The sequence below is a fragment of the Acinetobacter sp. UBA6720 genome (genome assembly GCF_002454215.1).
Classification (GTDB): domain Bacteria; phylum Pseudomonadota; class Gammaproteobacteria; order Pseudomonadales; family Moraxellaceae; genus Acinetobacter.
This window is the reverse complement of record NZ_DKIK01000062.1, coordinates 34272-54341: the sequence shown is the minus strand read 5'-3', so window position 1 is coordinate 54341 and position 20070 is coordinate 34272. Positions and strand designations below refer to the sequence as shown.

The following is a 20070-nucleotide window of genomic DNA, read 5'->3' as shown; positions in this document are numbered from 1 at the left end:
CTTGCAACGTCTACTTTAAGTGAACTTGCAAATGGTACATTCCAAACTGTGATTGATGAAATCGACAACATAAACAAAGCAGACGTAACACGTTTAGTGCTTTGTGGTGGTAAGGTTTACTACGACTTGCTTGAGAAACGTCGTGAGCAAGAGTTGAATAACACTGCAATCGTTCGTATTGAACAATTGTATCCATACCCTGAACAACGTATTGCTGAAGTTCTTGCTCAATATCCAAATGTGAAAGATATTGTTTGGACCCAAGAAGAGCCGAAGAACCAGGGCGCTTGGTTATTCATTGCACCGCGTCTATATGATGATGTAATGAAATCTGCGAAACCAGTACGTATCAGTTATGCAGGTCGTGAAGCTTCTGCTGCACCGGCTTGTGGTTCACCATATTTGCATGCAAAACAACAAGCTCAGCTCGTAAATGACGCTTTAGCGATCGTAGCTGAATAACAGGAGATTCTTAGTAATGGCAACCGAAATTAAAGCACCGGTATTCCCAGAGTCAGTTGCTGACGGAACAATTGCAACTTGGCACAAACAACCAGGTGAAGCAGTATCACGTGACGAAGTGATTTGTGATATTGAAACTGACAAAGTTGTTTTAGAAGTTGTTGCTCCTGCTGACGGTACAATTGCATCCATCATTAAAGCTGAAGGTGACACTGTTCTTTCAAACGAAGTGATTGCAGAGTTTGAAGAAGGTGCTGTATCTGGCGCGGCACAAACTGAAGCTGTTCAGTCTGAAGCGAAAGTAGAAGTTGCTGCTGCACAAACTCAAGCAGGTGCTGCGCCTGTTGTTGAACGTGCTCAAGTTGCTGATCAAGCACCAGCAGTACGTAAAGCATTGACTGAGTCTGGTATTCTAGCAGCAGATGTTGCAGGTACAGGCCGTGGTGGTCGTATCACGAAAGAAGATGTAGCAAATCATCAAACTAAACCAGCAGCTCCAGCTGCAGCGCCTTTAAGTGTTGCTGTGGGTGAGCGTGTTGAGAAGCGTGTTCCGATGACACGTCTTCGTAAGCGTGTTGCTGAGCGTCTGCTTGCTGCAACTCAAGAAACTGCAATGTTGACTACGTTTAACGAAGTGAACATGAAGCCAATCATGGAAATGCGTGCACAATATAAAGATGCGTTTGAAAAGCGTCATGGTGCTCGTCTTGGCTTTATGTCTTTCTTTGTTAAAGCAGCAACTGAAGCACTTAAACGTTATCCAGCGGTTAATGCTTCAATTGATGGTGATGACATTGTTTACCATGGTTACTATGACATCGGTGTAGCAGTATCTTCTGAGCGTGGTCTAGTTGTACCTGTGCTTCGTGATACAGACCGTATGAACTATGCTGAAGTTGAAAATGGTATCCGTGATTACGCTTATAAAGCACGTGATGGCAAATTGGGTATCGAAGACATGACTGGCGGTACGTTCACGATTACCAATGGTGGTACATTTGGTTCATTATTATCTACTCCGATCTTAAATACGCCTCAAACAGCGATTTTGGGTATGCATAAAATCCAAGAGCGTCCAATGGCTGTCAATGGTCAAGTAGAAATCTTACCGATGATGTATTTAGCACTTTCTTATGACCACCGTCTAATTGATGGTAAAGAAGCGGTAGGCTTCCTTGTAACAATTAAAGAATTGTTAGAAGAACCAGCTAAATTGATCCTTGACCTTTAATCTAAAGAATAAAACATGGGCTTAGGGCGATCCTCTAAGCCCATTTTTGGAGATAAACATGTCTCAACAATTTGATCTTGTTGTAATTGGCGGCGGCCCTGGCGGTTATGAAGCAGCGATTCGTGCTGCGCAGCTTGGTTTCAAAGTTGCGTGTATCGAAAAACGTGTACACAAAGGTAAACCATCTTTAGGTGGTACTTGCTTAAATGTGGGTTGTATTCCTTCTAAAGCATTGCTTGATTCTTCACATCATTATGAAGATACACTCCATGGCTTAGACGTTCATGGCATCACAGTTGAGAATGTACAACTTGACCTTGCTAAACTTTTAGCGCGTAAAGATAAAGTTGTAGATAACTTGACAGGTGGCGTTGCTCAATTACTGAAAGGTAATGGTATTGAATGGTTACAAGGTACTGGTAAATTACTTGCAGGTAAAAAAGTTGAATTTGCACCATTAGATGGCGGTGAAGTACAAGTTTTGGAACCTAAATTTGTCATTTTGGCAACGGGTTCAGTTCCTGTAAATATTCCAGTGGCTAAAGTTGATGAAGATCTTATCGTAGATTCAACGGGCGCATTAGAATTCCAAGAAGTTCCTAAACGTCTTGGTGTCATTGGGGCAGGTGTTATTGGCCTTGAACTTGGTTCAGTGTGGCGTCGCCTAGGTTCTGAAGTTGTTGTATTTGAAGCAATGGATGCATTCTTACCAATGGCTGATAAAGCGTTGGCAAAAGATTACCAAAAGCTTTTGACTAAACAAGGTTTAGATATCCGTATCGGTGCAAAAGTTGCTGGTACTGAAATCAACGGTCGTGAAGTGACTGTTCAATACAACCAAGCGGGTGAAGACAAAACTGAAACTTTCGATAAGTTAATCGTTTGTGTAGGTCGTAAAGCTTATGCTGAAGGTTTATTGGCTGAAGACTCAGGTATTAAGTTGACTGAGCGCGGTCTAGTTGAAGTAAACGATTGGTGTGCAACGTCTGTTGACGGCGTATATGCAATTGGTGACTTAGTCCGTGGTCCAATGCTTGCGCATAAAGCAATGGAAGAGGGTGTAATGGCGGTTGAGCGTATGCATGGTCATGCTGCTCAAGTAAACTATGACACCATCATTTCTGTGATTTATACTCACCCTGAAGCGGCGTGGGTTGGTTTGACTGAAGAACAAGCCAAAGAAAAAGGTCATGAAGTTAAAACTGGACAATTCCCATTTGCTGTAAATGGTCGTGCTTTAGCTGCGAATGAATCTGCAGGTTTTGTGAAGTTTGTTGCAGATGCAAAAACTGACCGTCTATTAGGTATGCATATCATTGGCCCAGGTGCTTCTGATATTGTTCACCAAGGTATGATTGCACTTGAGTTTGTATCTTCTGTTGAAGATTTACAATTGATGACTTTTGGTCATCCTACTTATTCAGAAGTGGTTCATGAAGCCGCACTAGCAGTGGATGGTCGAGCGATTCACGCAATTCAGCGTAAACGCAAATAAGATAAAAAAAAGAGCGACTACGGTCGCTCTTTTTTGTTTCAGGTGGTTGTCTTATTTTGCAGAATCATCTAAAAATAAAGAGAAGAAGTTTTTTTAAAAATCCAAAATGTTTACTGTGATAGTAAACAGCTTCGGTGCAACAAAAAGTAAATAAGTAGTAATAAAAAGGTTAGTCGATGAATTTACATGAATATCAAGCTAAAGCGCTATTGAAAAAGTATGGTATGCCAGTCCAAGAAGGCGTACTTGCAACCACTCCACAAGAAGCAGTTCAAGCCTTTGAACAAATGGGCGGCAAGTTTGCTGTAATGAAGGCACAAGTGCATGCAGGCGGCCGTGGTAAGGCAGGTGGTGTAAAAGTTGTTAAGTCAGCAACAGAAGCTGCAGAATATGCAAAGAGCATCATCGGGACCAACCTCGTTACCTATCAAACAGATAGCCATGGTCAACCTGTCAACAGTGTGCTTGTCGCGGAAGATGTTTATCCTGTAGAGCGTGAACTGTATTTAGGCGCTGTGGTTGACCGCTCAAGCCGTCGTGTGACTTTCATGGCATCGACTGAAGGTGGTGTTGAAATTGAAAAAGTTGCAGAAGAAACCCCAGAAAAAATTATCAAAGTAGAAGTTGATCCTTTGGTTGGCTTACAGCCTTTCCAAGCACGTGAAGTTGCATTTAAGTTGAATTTGAAGGATGGACAAGTAAATCAATTCGTCAAAGTGATGTCTGCGGCATATCAAGCCTTCATTGAAAATGACTTTGCTCTTTTTGAAATTAACCCACTTTCAGTACGTGAAAATGGCGATATTTTATGTGTAGATGCCAAAGTTGGGATTGACTCAAATGCTTTATATCGTTTGCCTGAAATTGCGGCGCTACGAGATAAATCGCAGGAAAATGAACGCGAGTTAAAAGCATCTGAATTTGACCTGAACTACGTTGCACTTGAAGGCAACATTGGGTGTATGGTCAATGGTGCAGGCCTTGCGATGGCCACTATGGACATTATTAAACTTTACGGGGGGCAACCTGCGAACTTCCTTGATGTGGGTGGTGGCGCAACCAAAGACCGTGTAATTGAAGCGTTTAAAATTATTTTGGCTGATACCTCTGTGCAAGGGGTGTTGATTAATATCTTCGGTGGAATTGTACGTTGTGACATGATTGCTGAAGCGATTATTGCAGCGGTTCAAGAAGTAAATGTAACTGTGCCTGTGGTTGTTCGTTTAGAAGGGAACAATGCTGAATTGGGTGCCAAATTACTTGATGAATCAGGTTTAAAACTTATTTCTGCAAATGGTTTGTCAGATGCCGCAGAAAAAATCGTTGCTGCAGTAAAAGCGTAAGGAGTATCAATATGAGCGTATTAATTAATAAAGACACCAAAGTATTGGTACAAGGTTTTACAGGTAAAAATGGTACTTTTCACTCAGCACAAGCGCTGGATTATGGAACAAAAGTTGTTGGTGGCGTAACACCTGGTAAAGGTGGCACAACGCACCTTGATTTACCTGTATTTAACACGATGAAAGATGCAGTTGCTGGTACAGGTGCAGATGCAACTGTGATTTATGTCCCAGCACCGTTTGTCTTGGATTCAATTATTGAAGCAGTGGACTCAGGTGTTGGACTGATTGTGGTGATTACCGAAGGTGTGCCGACTTTAGATATGCTCAAAGCTAAGCGTTATCTTGAAACCAATGGTAATGGTACGCGTTTGATTGGTCCAAACTGTCCAGGCATTATCACACCAGGTGAATGTAAAATCGGGATTATGCCAGGTCATATTCACCAATCTGGTAAGATCGGAATTATCTCACGTTCTGGTACCTTGACCTATGAAGCGGTTGCACAAACGACGAAACTGGGTTTAGGGCAATCAACTTGTATCGGTATTGGTGGTGATCCAATTCCAGGCATGAACCAAATTGATTGTTTGAAACTGTTCCAAGACGATCCGCAAACTGAAGCAATCATTATGATTGGTGAGATTGGTGGTACTGCTGAAGAAGAAGCAGCTGAATATATTCAGTCTCATGTGACTAAACCTGTCGTTGGTTATATCGCAGGTGTAACAGCGCCGAAGGGCAAACGTATGGGACATGCTGGAGCAATTATTTCGGGTGGTAAAGGGACTGCTGAAGAAAAATTCGTGGCATTTGAAAAAGCAGGAATGGCTTACACGCGTAGTCCCGCAGAATTAGGCTCTACAATGTTACAAGTACTTAAAGAGAAAGGTTTGGCTTAAGCACAGACTTAAAGCTTTAGAGAATCCCCAAAATTGGGGATTTTTCTATTATTTCATAGACATATCTAATAGAGTCCCGTAAAAAATCTCCGTTTTTCTTACATTTTTCATGACGAAAATTGGTTGGATTTCACTTACTACGAAAATACAATGTGATTGAAGTCACATAATTTAATTATGTGGTGATATTTATTTACATAGTGTGAAAAGTATATGAATTATAAAAAGCCAATATGGATGATTTGTATTTTAGCTAGCACTTGCCCTGTAACACTTTTGCAAGCAGCAGATAACATTGATCAACTCCGAGAAGAGAGTGTTGTTTTGATTCGATCAGGTCAAGTTGATCAAGGTCTCGAACGGTTAAGGGCTTTATTGGCACAACAACCACAAAATCAAAAGCTCATTGCAGACTATATGGTCAGTGCCTATGCGCATCAGAAAGTAACTGCATCAGATCTAGCCCATTTACAAGATATTAGTGTTCAACGTTTTCCTGAATATGCATGGTTAAGTGTTGTGAAGGCTCAGCGCGATTTAAGACAGTTCAATACCGCTGCAAACTGGGCTGAAATGTTTTACCAACAGAGTAAACAACAGCAATGGTTAGTGTGGCAAGTTGTATTAAATGCAGAGGCTGGACAAACGGTTCAAGCAAAAAAATTACTGGCACAAGTCAAAACAGAACAACTCAGCCCTGACTATTTAGCACAAATGTCATATGCCTACCGCGTTCTGAGTATGCCGATTGAAGCATTGGGAAGCTCAGAGGCAGCACTGAACCAACAGGTCAATCCTGATCTACAAGAGCAATATGTTTTAGCCCTGATGGTGAATAGTGCTTATGTTGAAGCTGAGGAATATATTCAAAGTCATGGTTTAAATGAATTACGTCCAAACTTGCGTCATAGTGTAAAGCTTAATGAGTTTTCTCAACGTATCCAAAATGCAATTCAGTCCCAGCGTATGTTGACCTATCGTGATCAAGGTATGCAAGCCTATAACAAGCTTGATCAATTGATTGCGGCAATGCAGCGTTATGAAACTGAGTTACCCGAAGATCAGGCGCTTCATCGCAAGTTTTATTATGACTACAGCTATGCTTTAAATGCACGACAAGCATCTCATGAGGTTTTAGCTGAATTAAAAAAAGTGAATTTGCCAATTGCGGATATGCCTGCTTATGTACGTCATGCTGCGGCAGACAGTTATTTGAGATTGCGTCAGCCTAAGCAAGCGGAAGTGTATTATCGCAGTTTACTATTAGAAAAAAATTATCCTAATTACGACGTCTATGCAGGTTTGTATTATTCTCTGATTGAACAAGAAAAGTTTAAGCAAGCTGATCAGTTGATTGTTCAGATGGATCATTTATTACCGACTTTTAAATACAGCAATGCAAAAGGTGTAAATAGAACAACACACGATGACCGTTTTGAATATTTGGGTTTAAAAGGTCTGAACTATGCCTATCGTAATGAACATGCCAAAGCTGAACATTATTTTGAGCAGTTGGTGGCACAAGCACCTAATAATGTGAGTTATCAAAACAATCTTGCTTTAATTCAGCGTTGGCGAGAAAAACCAAAACTATCTGAAAGTAACTTATCCCAACTACAAGGGGTAGAGCCGATTGATCAGGCAACGCGTATTAACCATATGCAAAATAATCAAGCTCTTGGAAATATTCAGGCTTGGCGTGCTCAGAATGCAGATTTAATGCAACGCTCACCTTTAGATACAGGGGTTCGACTTAGCCAGAAAGAGTTGAATGACCGTAATCGACCAACTATTCAGCACCAAAGTATGCTTTCAAAAAGCAAATCTGACAGTCGTGACTTACTTGGGCAGTTAAAAGGTTCGCGTGAGCGCGAGCATCAAACGCGTCTGAATAGCCCTTGGTTTTATGATAACTATCGTGCTTATGCTATGCAGGACTATCGTTGGTCTGAGTTTGATGACGGCAAGGTGAAAGATAATCGGATTGGACTTGGACTTGAATGGGCATCAAAACGAAAATCAGCAAGTATTGCATTATCGCAGACTACAAACGGAGATCGTCTAGGTGCTGAACTACAATGGTCACAGTGGTTGAATGATCATTGGAACTATCATTTGGCTTATAACAGCCAAGCCGATATTCCCTTACAAGCTATACGCAATGGTGATGAAGGACAGTCTTACAGCTTGGGTTTTGACTGGCAGCAGAATGAGTCTCGTAAGGCAGGGGCAACTTATCAACTGACGGATATTGATGATAACAATACGCGCCAAGAAGTGGCTGCCTATTTTAGGCAACAGATTTATCAAGCACCACATCATATTACGCAAGCCATTTTACGGGGCTATTACGGTCAAAATGATGATGTCCGCGTGGATTATTTTAATCCTGAGTCGAATTACAGTTTAGAAGTCGGCTTAGAGCATGAGTGGATGACATGGCGTCATTATGATCGCCATTTTAGTCAGCACTTTGAAGCAAGTGTAGGGACGTATAAGCAAAAAGACTATTCGGCAGAAGCAATTTATAACATTTATTACCAACATGATTGGCAACTGTCGAGAACATGGAAGCTCAATTACGGCATAGGTTGGGGAATCCATCCTTATGATGGTGATTCTGAGAAACGTACTTATGGGGTGATTGGCTTTGAGGGGCGCTTCTAATGAAAAAATTCATCAATATATTAATCGCAATGAGTTTAACGGGAACACTTGTTGTTCCAAACCTTTCATATGCAGAATTGCAAAAACCTAAACAAATTAAATTACAAGATAATCAGTTTGTGACTTTAACTTTTCATGATGTACGGGATGATGTTGCAAAAAGTGGTGATCGTGATGTGTACGCGATTAGCACCAAAAATCTGGCGCAGTATCTAGAATGGATACAGCGTGAAGGATGGCAGCCGATTCGTCTAGAAGATATTTGGCTGGCAAGACAGGGAAAAAAAATATTACCTAACAAGGCTTTACTATTAACTTTTGATGATGGGGCATTGAGTAGTTATAACCGGGTTTTTCCACTGTTAAAGCAGTATAAAATGCCAGCAGTATTTGCAATACCAACCAGCTGGATTAATGGTAATACCAAAGATGCCTATGAGGCATACGGTGTAGGCAACTTAATGACATGGCCACAAATGCGTGAAATGGCTGCATCAGGTTATGCTGAATTTGTATCTCACTCTGATAATTTACACCGTGGCATTTTGGCGAACCCACAGCAAAATATGGAACCAGCAGCCATTACTCGTCAATATTTTGAAAAACAAAAAACTTATGAAACAGAGGCTGAATATCGCAGTCGGGTGGTTGCCGACTTAAAAAAATCAAAACAGGTATTAGATCGTGAGCTGGCTATAAATAGTCGCGCTATTTTCTGGCCTTATGGTGCAGTCACTGCGGAAAGTGAAGAATTGGCAGCTAAAGCAGGCTTACCGATGTCTTTTAGTTTAGGTAGTCTTGCTCCTCTGGCAGACTCGGTAAAAACATATCAACGTGCTTTGATTATGGATAACCCAACACCTGAAATGATTAATCAGGAAATGTTGGAGTTTTTGAATTATGTCCGAGCACCTTATAAACAGCGGAAGAGTTTTTTACGTTTTGATTTAGCAGAAATGCAATCGGCCGATAATGAGCAGTTTAATCAGAAACTCGGACAGTTATTGGATCGTGTCGATGGTTTAAAAACCAATACCTTGATTCTTAAAGCCGTGTCAGATAGCAACGGTGATGGAAAAATTGATGCTGCATATTTCCCCAATCGGCAGTTGAAAATGCAGCAAGATATGCTGAATCGTGTGGTATGGCAGTCACGGACACGTATTGCTAACCGTGTTTATGCCGAGCTCCCAATCAGCTTGGAAACTGAACAGAATGTAGACCTTGCGATGTTGACGGCTGACTTGGTAAAGAATAATAGTTCGATTGAAGGGTTAATGTTGGATACGGGTTCGATGCTAGACTGCGCGATCGGTCAGCAAAAATGGACTCCTAATTGCGAAGCTCAAGTAAATCGCGTCTTTAAAATCAAAGAGCGAACCAAGGAGCAGGCAAAGTACTATGCCAATATCAGTAATAATTACCAAACAGCACTGAAAGTTAATTTAGAACAAACCCAGTTAGACGGTTTAAAGCCTTTATTAGACTATACCTTAGAGTATGCAGATTTTCTTTATGTTGAGCTAGATCCTATCCAACAACCAGAGGTATTTAATGCCTTTGTTAAACAACTTAAAACTTTGAATGAAAAAGAGCAGCAGTATTTGATTGCGAGCTTTAATGTCCCAACTCCGCTTAGCACCCAACAGGTAAAACAGCTCAAAAAGAGTTATCAACAACTGAGAAGTTTAGCGATTCAAAAAGTAGGTGTAAATAATTACAGCTTTAATCTTGCGGAGGTGATTCATCAAAATTTTTATCCTGAGCTGAGTTTAAATAGCAGCCCATTGAATTACCGCGATCCATTTACTCAAAAAGTTTTGGAGAAAAAATAATGCAATGGTTATTTAATTTAAGATTTAGCGACTACTATTTTGGTTTTGCATTTTTATATCCACTCTTTATGGCTTGGCTATGGATTGCAGGCGGAATATGGTTCTATTTAAAACGTGAATATCGGGAGAATGATGTTCCACAACCAAGTGAGCATGCCTGTAGTATTTTGATTCCTTGTTTCAATGAAGAAGATCAAGTTCGAGAAACCATTAAATACGCTATGCAAACGCAATATCCTGACTTTGAAGTGATTGCGATTAATGATGGCAGTGGCGATAAAACCGCTGAAATTCTAGATGAGTTACAGCAAACCTACTCACGTTTACGTGTGGTGCATCTGGCTGAAAACCAAGGAAAAGCTTATGCACTAAAAGCGGGAGCTATGGTCAGTCAGTATGAATATCTGATTTGTATAGATGGTGACGCTTTATTGCACCCACATGCTGTGCTATGGATGATGCACCATTTAACACGATTTCCACGTGTGGGGGCTGTGACGGGGAACCCTCGAATTATCAACCGTTCAAGTATTTTAGGCAAAATTCAGGTCGGTGAGTTCTCATCTATTATTGGTCTCATTAAACGTTCACAACGGACTTATGGTCGGATCTTTACAGTGTCTGGGGTATTGGTCGGATTCCGTAAAACTGCTTTGGATCGTATTGGATACTGGCGTGACGACATGATTACTGAAGATATTGATGTGTCATGGCGTTTGCAATTTGACCATTGGGATCTGCACTATGTGCCAAATGCACTCGGCTATATTTATATGCCAGAGACCTTTATCGGCTTATGGAAGCAACGTTTACGTTGGGCGCAAGGTGGAATAGAGGTCTTATTGGCCTATAGCAAACAAATGTTTAACTGGCGTTTACGCCGTATGTGGCCAGTCGCGATTGAGTCTATGATCAGTATCCTCTGGGCCTACGTGATGTTCGGTATCATTATTTTATATCTCTACGGTTTGTTTTTTCCATTACCTGGCGAGTGGGCGATTCAGTCCTTTATCCCGCAGTGGTATGGGGTGATTTTAGGGGTTACCTGCCTTATTCAGTTCTTTGTCAGTTTGATGATTGATAACCGATATGATCGTGGTCGTATTTTGAGAAATTATTTTTGGGTGATTTGGTATCCACTGTTCTTTTGGCTGTTAACCATGATGACAACGGTCGTTTCTGTACCGAAAACCTTATTGAAAACGCAAAAGCGTGCTCGATGGGTGAGTCCAGACCGTGGTTTTAGAGGAGAGACCAAAGATGCAAAAAACTGAAAACTTTAAAATAATTACTGATGAAAACTTACTAGACATCCCTAGCTATATAGACCGACCAGAATATGTTCGAAATAAAACAGCAGGTTATAGTCTGTTGGCGCTTGGGTGGATCACGTGGATGTGGTTGTTTTTACCATTACTCACAGTTCTGTTTTGGTTATTTGAAGGAAGCTTGGTTTATGAGCAATTGATTGTGGCAGAAATGCCACGGAAGCCCTTGAATCTGTTTCATTTAACAGGGTTGATTACGTTTTTCATTCTGTGTCTGTTTATTTGGGCGAGTTATAATTGGTATCGGTTTCATAATAATGAAAAGCGCTTATTTCCGAGCAATGTCATGCCATCTGAACTTGCGCATAGTTTTCGTGTCAGCACGACAGATATTAAACGTTTGCAATATGCAGACAACATTACCTTACACTACAGTGAGGATGGTGAACTGACTACTTATGATCTAAATGATCAGGCGAAAACACTGGATTCAAAGCCACTGCGTGTGGATGTTGTTGTACAAAATCATCTGGATAATAACCAAAATGCTTAACGCCGTGTTGTTTAAGTAACTGCATGGTTTCAGCGAGCTCAGAGCTGGAAATTTTCTGATTATTTTTCCAGTTGATGGCTTGAAGTTCAAAAATAGTACGATCCAAGTTTGGGTCGTATTTTTTGGCCTGAGCAATCAGGTCCAAGTAAAATTGACGATGATTCGGACTATCCTCCATATAAGGCATCGCCATAATTGCATTATAGTCATAATAGGCTAGGGTACTGGCTTGGGATTGACTAAACCACTGTTCGCTCTTTGGATTGAGCACAACTGGTGCATACATGTTACGAGCAGTGAGTAAATTCGGCTGCTGTTTTCTTAAAACTTGGCTTAATCCTGCTGCAAACTGGTCCAAATAAGCAGTTTTATACTGTGCAAATTTAAACTGTTCAGGGTGCTTTGGATCACGGAGCATAGATAGATCTTTAAATCCCCATGCTCCATACATTTTTTCGGCTACGATAGATACATCTTCATGATCATTAAGGGTTATGTCGTCATGGTACAAAATGCCGTCGACTTTATTTCTGCTTATAAAATCATTGAAAATCTCAGTAACCAATTTCATATTCTTAGGGTCAAAGGGGCTGATACGAATATAAGCATTTGACACTTTTTGACTATTTTCCACATATTGTAATTGGTCTTGTCGAGGAAATTCCCATGCTATGAGAGGAAGCCATGCATAGACTTGCTTTACCTGAGTTTGTTGTCGAATTTCGCGCAAAACTTGCGGGAATAAATTATCACGCGTTGGAATATGTCTATTTTCAAAATAAACTTGGTCTGCTGAACCATTAGCATCTGGGTCGGCAAAAGCTTGTAGAAAAATGGTATTCGGCTGAATCTGTTGAATGCGAGAAATCAAGGTTTGAATATTTTGCTGTTGCTGTTTTTTATTGGGGTCGAAAACATAGTCTAGATCAATATGCATAATGCGCATCTGATCAATTTTTGTTGCGGTAGAAAGTTGAATATTTTGTGCTTGATACTCTGCAACAATGGTATCTATTGGGTGGTTTTTGATCAGAACGGGAGGCGTTGGTTGATGTATAACATTACATGCGAACAGGGGCAGTGTGGTTATACAGGTGAGTAATATGTTCAGTTTTTTATGCTTTAAAAAATAAACCATGGTGTTTCATGAAAAACAGAGTATGAATAAATACTGTAATCGAAAAGCCAAGTGTGAGGGGCGTTTTTATGTATGCTTGTGTGAGCTTAAATTTGTAGGTAGATTAAACCGCAAGGCATTAGAGGTCTTGTAAATGTCAAAGAATGATCATTCATTGGCAATAAAATAAGTGTTGAACGTCACTTCTCTCTTGTTGAAAAGCTTAGAATGAAGGCGGATTCTTCTTATAAATCCTCTTCCTAGCCCTCTCCTTTACAAAGGAGAAGGAACTTTCATTGTGATTTCAATACAGCTCAAAAAATGACTGATGCAAGAAATCCATTGTATGGCCATAAGCTGCTGAAGCTGTTGAACAAAAACAGTGAGGATTGTAGCTAAAGCCAATGTCATGGATATTTCGTATTGCTTGCGATCGCTATTTTATTGAATAGCTGTGTTATATTCTTTATTTATATACTAATTTTTCGTAGAACAATATTATAGATGTTGAATTCCATTCATTTGTGCTTTAGTCGTTTTTTATTGTTGTTATGGTTACCGATTAATACGGCCTATGCTGAAAATGAAGATGTCTATTTGGTTGAGTTTATGGGCGATGAAATTTTTCATCATTATCAGGACTTAGCGGAACAACATGAAGAAGAAGAAAAAAATTATACACTAATGAATAATGATTTTTATGAGAATGAGTATATTCGAGTATTTAACTATACAGCTTACAATGTAGATAGTTTGAGCCATAAATTAGGGACTGGAGAGTTTCACAGTTCTGATTTGGATGCGCTTAGCATTTCATTTGGTTATGGTGTTGAAATTAAGGTTAACAAAAGAAATAAAATTGGATATGAGTACCTTTCAAGTTTTCCCTATGATCGCGGGCAGTTGATACGGATTTTTTGGGTGCGACTGTTTTAAAGATTGCGTGTGAATACAGAGTGTAGCTCAAATAGGTTCAGCATATTCTCAATAAGAATGCTTGCATAGGCTCCGTATAGGAGACTTTAAACATCAAAAATATGATGTTAGGTTTCGGCTAAACAGTGCTTTACTTTCAGTAGGGATGAGGGCAGTTTGGAATTTAAATCAGATGTTTAGTGGATTTTTTAAAATGTCTGTTTTCCATTTTTAAGCGATAAAGCTGTGATAACGGAATAAAAAACGCGACCCATCGTCGCGTTTTTTAGATATGAAAATTTATGCACTTTTTACATTTTGTGGTTTTAAACTTTGGGTTAAGCCATTAATGTCACCGCCTTGAATCCCTAGTTCATTCATTAAACTATCAATCAAAGGTGCTTGAGTGCGATAGCGTAGGGCACTGTTTACCACCTGATCGGACAGTGCTACAGAGGATTGTTCTGTGCCATCTGCGGATGTTGATGATACTGCGCCTACATTTCCTAAGCCATTGACTTGTAAAATCTTAATGTCATCAATGTTTTCCATTGGTTTAACGCTTTCACGAATGATTTCTGGTAAGTATTTCAATAGCGCCAAACGAATTTGCATTTCCACCTGTTCAGGGGACAGTACATTGTTGGCTTCATTCACTGCACGTGTACCATCAGCATCGACTTGGTATTGTTTTTCCATCGCCTGCGCTAAAAGAATTTTGGCATCTGATTCACCTTTAGCTTTTAAGCGAGCTTGCTCGGCTTGAGCTTCTGCTGCAATACGAACTGCTTCGGCATCATCTGCAGCGGCTTGTTTACCTGCTTCAGCAGCCACGGTAATCGCAATTGCATCTTTCTCAGCGGCTTGTTTTGCAGCGACCAATTCAACAGCTTTTTGACGCTCAGCACGTTGTGTTTCACGGACTGTAATCACTTCTTCTTCAGCTTTAACCGCTTCAGCACGAGCACGGTCAGCAGAGGCTTTGGCTTCGGATTCTTCACGCGATTTTTCAGCAATTGCAATGGCACGAGACTGTTCTGCAAGTTCAATAGTTTTCTTCTGTTCAACCTGAGCTTGTTCAATAATTTGTGATTTTTGAATATTTTGACTTTCTACATCTCGTGCAGCGCTGATGCGTTTTAGTTCAACTTCACGTTCAGCTGCAATACGTGCCTCTTCTGCTTCACGTTTTTTCACAGCTTCTTGAGAAGCAATCTCGGCCAGTTGTTCTGCACGACGAACCGCAATTTCACGTTCTTGTTGTAGTTTTGCGTATTCTTCTTCGCGTAAGATCTGCAAGCGTGCTTGTTCTGCTTCTAGGTTTTTGGTTTTAATGGCAAGGTCAGCATCTTGCTCGATGTGATTTCGTTTACGACGGCGGTCTTCAATGGTTTCAGTTAGCTTGGTTAAACCCTCAGCATCGAAGGCATTTTGCGGGTTAAAATATTTAAAGCCTGTTTGGTCTAGACCTGTTAAAGACACAGTTTCAAGTTCTAAGCCGTTTTTATGCAAGTCTTCAGACACCACTTGTTGTACTTTTTGCACGAAATCTACACGTTTTTCATGTAACTCTTCCATCGCCATTTCTGCGGCAACGGCACGCAGTGAGTCCACAAATTTACCTTCGACTAAGTTTTTTAACTCATTCGGCGACATGGTTTTTTGACCCAAGGTTTGCGCGGCAATTGCAATCGACTCAGCCATAGGCTTTACACGAACATAGAATTCTGCCATCACGTCGACGCGCATACGGTCACGAGTAATTAGTGCTTGGTCATCGGCACGACGAACTTCTAAGCGCAGGGTATTCATATTGACAGGGATAATTTCATGCAGGACTGGTAGTACAATTGCACCCCCACCTAAAATGACTTTTTCACCACCAAAACCAGTACGAACAAAAGAAATTTCTTTGCTTGAACGACGGTATAAACGGGCAATAATAATGCCGATAATGACGAGGGCAGCAAAGATAATCCCTGCAAGAATAAGAATGTTATAGAGATTGTTTGTGAGCATAATGATCTCGATTTTATTTAAAGTTATAAATGAAGAATTAAAAAGTGACTAAACGGAAATGGCCTTAAAGCCAATATGGGTTTTTTGGGTCAAAATGACTTCTTGACCTTGTGAAAAATGAATATCAGCTTCGGGTTCAACCATAATATAGTGGGTTTGTCCAAATTGGTCTTTTACGCGTGCCTGCGCAGGCGAGTTGACTTTTGCTTCTCCCAAAACAATCAAAGCTGTGCGACCAATCAGCTCTTCACTATAAATGGCTGTGGTTTCATCTTGAGGTAAAATCTTGGCAATCAGCATTGCACTATAGCGAATGAAAGGCATCGAGACGACAAGACAAAGTGGTGCGATAATCCATGCACTGAAATATGTGGCAGTGAAGCTCTGAATTATGGATTGCAGAATAAAGCCAGTTAAACTATATAAAGTCAGAAAGATAATCAGCCAGACCAATAAAGGAACACGGCCGATAAAGAGCCAGTCTAATAAAGCATTCAGCCAACCCTGATCAGCATCTAAAGCAATATCAACATCTTTAGACGTACTGAGATCATCGGGTAAGAATTGGTCGAGTAAACCTTGTGAACCTCCACCAAAAACCAATAAAATCAGTTCCAGAAGCCCCAATAGAAACATGAGGCATAAACAAATGCTAAAAATTAAATTAGAAGGGTGAGTAAATAATTCCCACATTTAAAAGATTCTCTATTTTTATGCTGTTGTCTGTTAAGTATAAATTTTTAAACAGAATCGTATTAAAACTGAACTTTAGCATAGCACCCAAATTAATGAATGTCTAAGCGAGTTACAGCATAAATTGGCAAGAGTTTGCATGTGGTTTTATAAAATTCAGACAAAAAAATACGCAATGATTGGGGTTTTCATTGCGTAGAACTACGAATCTGTTGTTACACAGTTTCGGTAAAAAGGAGAAATGTTATATCTCAGAGGTTAATCTAAGCTATGAAGTTATAATAATCGCTGAGGACGGTTATTTCATGAGTATTCACGTTAAGTACTGTAAATTTAGGTTAACAAGCGACGTAAAATGTCACTTTTAAGTTGAAAATAGCTTATTTTATATTCAAAAAAGCCTTTCTCAAAGAGAAAGGCTTCTAGTCGCTCATTGAAACGTATTTTAATTGCGAATCAATTTAGAAGTGAAATACGCCTAAACCAGATTTCACTTCATCTAAAGTTTGTTGCGTAATGTCGCGACATTTGTCTGTGCCTGTTTTCAAAATATCCATGATGTAATCAGGATCTTTTGCAAGTTCCATACGACGTTCACGAATTGGGGTAATCAGTTCCTTCAACACGCCTTCAAGGCGTTTTTTCACAGTACCATCACCTAAGCCACCACGACGATAATGTGCTTTGAGTTCTTCAACTTCTTCTTTGTTTGGATCAAAAGCATCTAAATAAGTAAATACAATATTGCCTTCGACTTGACCTGGATCTTCAATACGTAAGTGGTTTGGGTCAGTGTACATTGCATTAACTGCTTTTTTGATGTCTTTATCTGATGCATCAAGCACAATCGTATTACCCAACGATTTAGACATTTTGGCTTTGCCATCAAAGCCTGGTAAACGGCCTACGTTCGAAAGTAGCGCTTTACACTCTGGAAGTAATTCTTGACCAATTTGGCGGTTTAAACGACGCACGATTTCATTGGTCTGTTCGATCATTGGAATCTGGTCTTCACCCACAGGTACAACCGTTGCTTTAAATGCGGTGATGTCTGCTGCTTGTGCAACTGGGTAGCATAGGAAACCCGCTGGGATATCACGCTCAAAACCACGCATCTGAATTTCAGATTTGATCGTGGGGTTACGCTCTAAACGAGATACGGTCACAAAGTTGAGATACAACATGGTCAGTTCGTTCAGTGCAGGTAAGCTGGATTGCACACAAATGGTGGTTTTGGTTGGGTCAATACCCACGGCTAAGTAATCAGTAGCAACTTCAATAATATTGCGGCGTACTTTTTCAAAGTTATCAGCATTGTCTGTGAAAGCTTGCGCATCTGCTAAGAGTAAATGCTGATGGTGAGAATCCTGTAAACCTACGCGAGAACGTAAAGATCCTACAAAGTGCCCTAAATGAAGTTGTCCCGTTGGACGGTCGCCTGTCAAAATCACAGGACGGTTGTCTTGATTACTCATTACTTATTTCCAAAGTCGTCTTAGCGACATGCTATTTTCAAAGAATGCAGACATTGTACGGCATAATCTTTTTGAATGTCAGTGTTAAAAAAATGGGAGCGAAAAAAATATAAAATTCAGGCAAATTTCAAAAAACAAATATTCAAAAGGCTAAATCACAGATTAAAATGTCAAAATTCTTAAGATGGATAAAAATAAATGGCGAGTAGCTTATTAATATTACTAGACGATATTGCCACGATATTAGATGACGTTGCTGTCATGAGTAAAATGGCAGCGAAGAAAACAGCAGGGGTTCTTGGTGATGACTTAGCTCTAAATGCGCAGCAGGTGAGTGGAGTTCGTACTGACCGTGAGTTGCCTGTAGTTTGGGCGGTGGCCAAAGGCTCATTTATTAATAAACTGATTTTAGTCCCTGCTGCGCTGTTGATTAGTGTGGTTGCCCCGTGGTTGATCACGCCTTTACTTATGATTGGTGGTTTATTTCTATGCTATGAAGGGGTGGAGAAAGTTTTACACAGCCTGCATCATAAAAAAGCCAAAACTGAAGAAGAAGCTAGTCATGAAATAGCAGCGATTGAAACGGATTTGGCAACTTTTGAAAAAGATAAGGTCAAAGGGGCGATTCGTACCGACTTTATTTTGTCGGCAGAAATTGTGGTAATTTCATTAGGAACTGTAGCTGCTGCTACTTTTTCGACCAAAGTCATGGTGCTATCCGTAATTGCTATCATTATGACAGTAGGGGTATATGGTTTTGTCGCAATGATTGTCAAAATTGATGATTTGGGATTGTATTTGACTGAACAGGCGTCTTCTGTGAAGCAAAGTATTGGTCGTGGTTTATTGGCTTTTGCACCGAAGTTGATGAAGACTTTGACCATTGTGGGAACGATCGCGATGTTTTTGGTGGGGGGGGGCATCATTTCGCATGGTGTGCCTTTATTACATCATTTCACTGAAGGTTCAGTGGATTATGCTGAACATATCCCAACTGTGGGTAGCATCGTAGGTGCATTGACACCAACACTGATAAATCTGGTGATTGGTTTTGTGGCGGGTTTGATTGTTTTAGCTATCGTAAGTTTGATTAAAAAAGTTTGGCCGACGTCAAAAAAGGCATAAACTGAATCAGTTAGGCATGAATTAGAAAAAGGAAGCGCGCTATGCGTTGGAAGGGACGTCGAGTCAGTAGTAATGTAGAAGATCGTCGCGGTGGTGGTGGTGTTAAAGCAGGTGGGATCAGCATCTTAGGGTTGATTGTGGCATTTGTGGCATGGAAGTTTTTGGGCGTCGACCCACAGCAGGCGTATCAAGCCACCAAGCAAGTGACGGCTCAAACGGGAGCATCTGAAACTCAAGGTTTGGAGAATCCGACACCTGACCAGCAAGAGGCTATTGAATTTGTTGGGACAGTACTGGCAGATACCGAGGACACGTGGAGCCAAGTGTTCCAACAGCAGTTAGGGCAGCAATATGTCCCACCGAAGTTGGTGATGTTTTCTGGCGCGGTGAATTCAGGTTGTGGTACTGCTCAATCTGCGATGGGGCCATTTTACTGCCCTGCAGATCAAAAAGTATATATCGACACCGCTTTCTTTAAAGATATGCGTACGCAGATGGGGATTGGTGGTGAACAAAACCAAACCGAACTGAACCGTCAAGACCAAGCGGGTGACTTTGCTCAAGCTTATGTCGTCGCGCATGAAGTCGGGCATCATATTCAGACGCTTTTGGGTATTTCTGAACAGGTGCAGCAGGCACGTGCGCAGGGTTCACAAACTCAAGCTAATGCTTTATCAGTACGCCAAGAGTTACAAGCTGACTGTTTAGCGGGTGTCTGGGCGCATCATAATAATCAACGTACTCAGTTCTTAGAACAGGGTGATATTGAAGAAGCCATGGATGCTGCAAATAAGATTGGCGATGATTACTTGCAAAAGCGTGCAACTGGTCAGGTTGTGCCAGATAGCTTTACCCATGGAACCAGTCAGCAACGTATGAAATGGTTTGAGACAGGATTCAAATCTGGCCAGCTCAACAGTTGTGATACCTTTAATCAGGCAATTTAAGCTATTTGTAATAAAAAAAGGCG

General features: G+C 40.6%; 15 protein-coding genes and 1 pseudogene. 12 read left to right on the top strand and 4 right to left on the bottom strand.

Features of this window, described 5'->3' with window-relative positions:
• From B4F08_RS05185 to pgaD, 9 genes and pseudogenes are all read left to right on the top strand, one after another.
• Nucleotides 1-462, top strand: a pseudogene (locus B4F08_RS05185) (2-oxoglutarate dehydrogenase E1 component); the annotation flags it as partial.
• A 16-nt stretch (nucleotides 463-478) separates the two neighbouring features.
• Entirely contained in the window at nucleotides 479-1693 is a 1215-nt protein-coding gene (odhB, locus tag B4F08_RS05180; RefSeq protein WP_291373591.1) for a 2-oxoglutarate dehydrogenase complex dihydrolipoyllysine-residue succinyltransferase, read from the top strand.
• Nucleotides 1694-1751: 58 nt separating this feature from the next.
• Nucleotides 1752-3188, top strand: coding sequence for a dihydrolipoyl dehydrogenase (gene lpdA / locus B4F08_RS05175; protein ID WP_086208080.1), 1437 nt, complete (start codon nucleotides 1752-1754; stop codon nucleotides 3186-3188).
• A gap of 176 nt (nucleotides 3189-3364) precedes the next feature.
• On the top strand, nucleotides 3365-4531 hold the full coding sequence (sucC, locus tag B4F08_RS05170; protein WP_110974368.1) for an ADP-forming succinate--CoA ligase subunit beta: 1167 nt from the start codon (nucleotides 3365-3367) through the stop codon (nucleotides 4529-4531).
• Between the two features lie 11 nt (nucleotides 4532-4542).
• Nucleotides 4543-5433: a succinate--CoA ligase subunit alpha gene (gene sucD, locus B4F08_RS05165; protein WP_291373587.1), complete on the top strand. Its 891-nt coding sequence runs from the start codon at nucleotides 4543-4545 to the stop codon at nucleotides 5431-5433.
• A gap of 213 nt (nucleotides 5434-5646) precedes the next feature.
• Entirely contained in the window at nucleotides 5647-8100 is a 2454-nt protein-coding gene (gene pgaA, locus B4F08_RS05160; protein WP_291373586.1) for a poly-beta-1,6 N-acetyl-D-glucosamine export porin PgaA, read from the top strand.
• Nucleotides 8100-9935, top strand: coding sequence for a poly-beta-1,6-N-acetyl-D-glucosamine N-deacetylase PgaB (pgaB, locus tag B4F08_RS05155; RefSeq protein WP_291373584.1), 1836 nt, complete (start codon nucleotides 8100-8102; stop codon nucleotides 9933-9935). Before pgaA ends, pgaB (B4F08_RS05155) begins: the two co-directional genes overlap by 1 nt.
• Nucleotides 9935-11209 carry a poly-beta-1,6-N-acetyl-D-glucosamine synthase gene (pgaC, locus tag B4F08_RS05150; RefSeq protein WP_291373582.1) on the top strand — a complete coding sequence of 425 codons (1275 nt, stop codon included), beginning with the start codon at nucleotides 9935-9937 and terminating at the stop codon, nucleotides 11207-11209. Before pgaB (B4F08_RS05155) ends, pgaC begins: the two co-directional genes overlap by 1 nt.
• A complete protein-coding gene (gene pgaD, locus B4F08_RS05145; RefSeq protein WP_086208074.1) occupies nucleotides 11196-11756 on the top strand; it encodes a poly-beta-1,6-N-acetyl-D-glucosamine biosynthesis protein PgaD in 561 nt (186 codons plus the stop codon). Before pgaC ends, pgaD begins: the two co-directional genes overlap by 14 nt.
• Here the strand turns inward: pgaD and pgaB (B4F08_RS05140) are convergent.
• Nucleotides 11656-12894: a poly-beta-1,6-N-acetyl-D-glucosamine N-deacetylase PgaB gene (gene pgaB, locus B4F08_RS05140; RefSeq protein ID WP_291373580.1), complete on the bottom strand. Its 1239-nt coding sequence runs from the start codon at nucleotides 12892-12894 to the stop codon at nucleotides 11656-11658. The genes pgaD and pgaB (B4F08_RS05140) overlap by 101 nt on opposite strands.
• Nucleotides 12895-13377: 483 nt before the next feature.
• Here pgaB (B4F08_RS05140) and B4F08_RS05135 point away from each other — a divergent pair, with 483 nt between their 5' ends.
• Nucleotides 13378-13809, top strand: coding sequence for a hypothetical protein (locus B4F08_RS05135; protein WP_291373579.1), 432 nt, complete (start codon nucleotides 13378-13380; stop codon nucleotides 13807-13809).
• A 279-nt stretch (nucleotides 13810-14088) separates the two neighbouring features.
• Here B4F08_RS05135 and B4F08_RS05130 read toward each other — a convergent pair whose 3' ends face one another.
• The 3 genes from B4F08_RS05130 to trpS all read right to left on the bottom strand — a co-directional run bounded on the left by B4F08_RS05130 (nucleotide 14089) and on the right by trpS (nucleotide 17975).
• Nucleotides 14089-15807, bottom strand: coding sequence for a flotillin family protein (locus B4F08_RS05130; RefSeq protein ID WP_086208072.1), 1719 nt, complete (start codon nucleotides 15805-15807; stop codon nucleotides 14089-14091).
• Nucleotides 15808-15855: 48 nt separating this feature from the next.
• Nucleotides 15856-16500, bottom strand: coding sequence for a YqiJ family protein (locus tag B4F08_RS05125; RefSeq protein ID WP_086208071.1), 645 nt, complete (start codon nucleotides 16498-16500; stop codon nucleotides 15856-15858).
• 461 nt (nucleotides 16501-16961) lie between these two features.
• Nucleotides 16962-17975, bottom strand: coding sequence for a tryptophan--tRNA ligase (trpS, locus tag B4F08_RS05120; protein WP_086208070.1), 1014 nt, complete (start codon nucleotides 17973-17975; stop codon nucleotides 16962-16964).
• Between the two features lie 198 nt (nucleotides 17976-18173).
• Between trpS and B4F08_RS05115 the strand changes: the two genes are divergently transcribed.
• Entirely contained in the window at nucleotides 18174-19100 is a 927-nt protein-coding gene (locus tag B4F08_RS05115) for a DUF808 domain-containing protein (RefSeq protein WP_110974360.1), read from the top strand.
• 41 nt (nucleotides 19101-19141) lie between these two features.
• Complete coding sequence (ypfJ, locus tag B4F08_RS05110) at nucleotides 19142-20047, top strand: KPN_02809 family neutral zinc metallopeptidase (protein ID WP_291373574.1); 906 nt, start codon at nucleotides 19142-19144, stop codon at nucleotides 20045-20047.
• Nucleotides 20048-20070 lie beyond the last annotated feature (23 nt).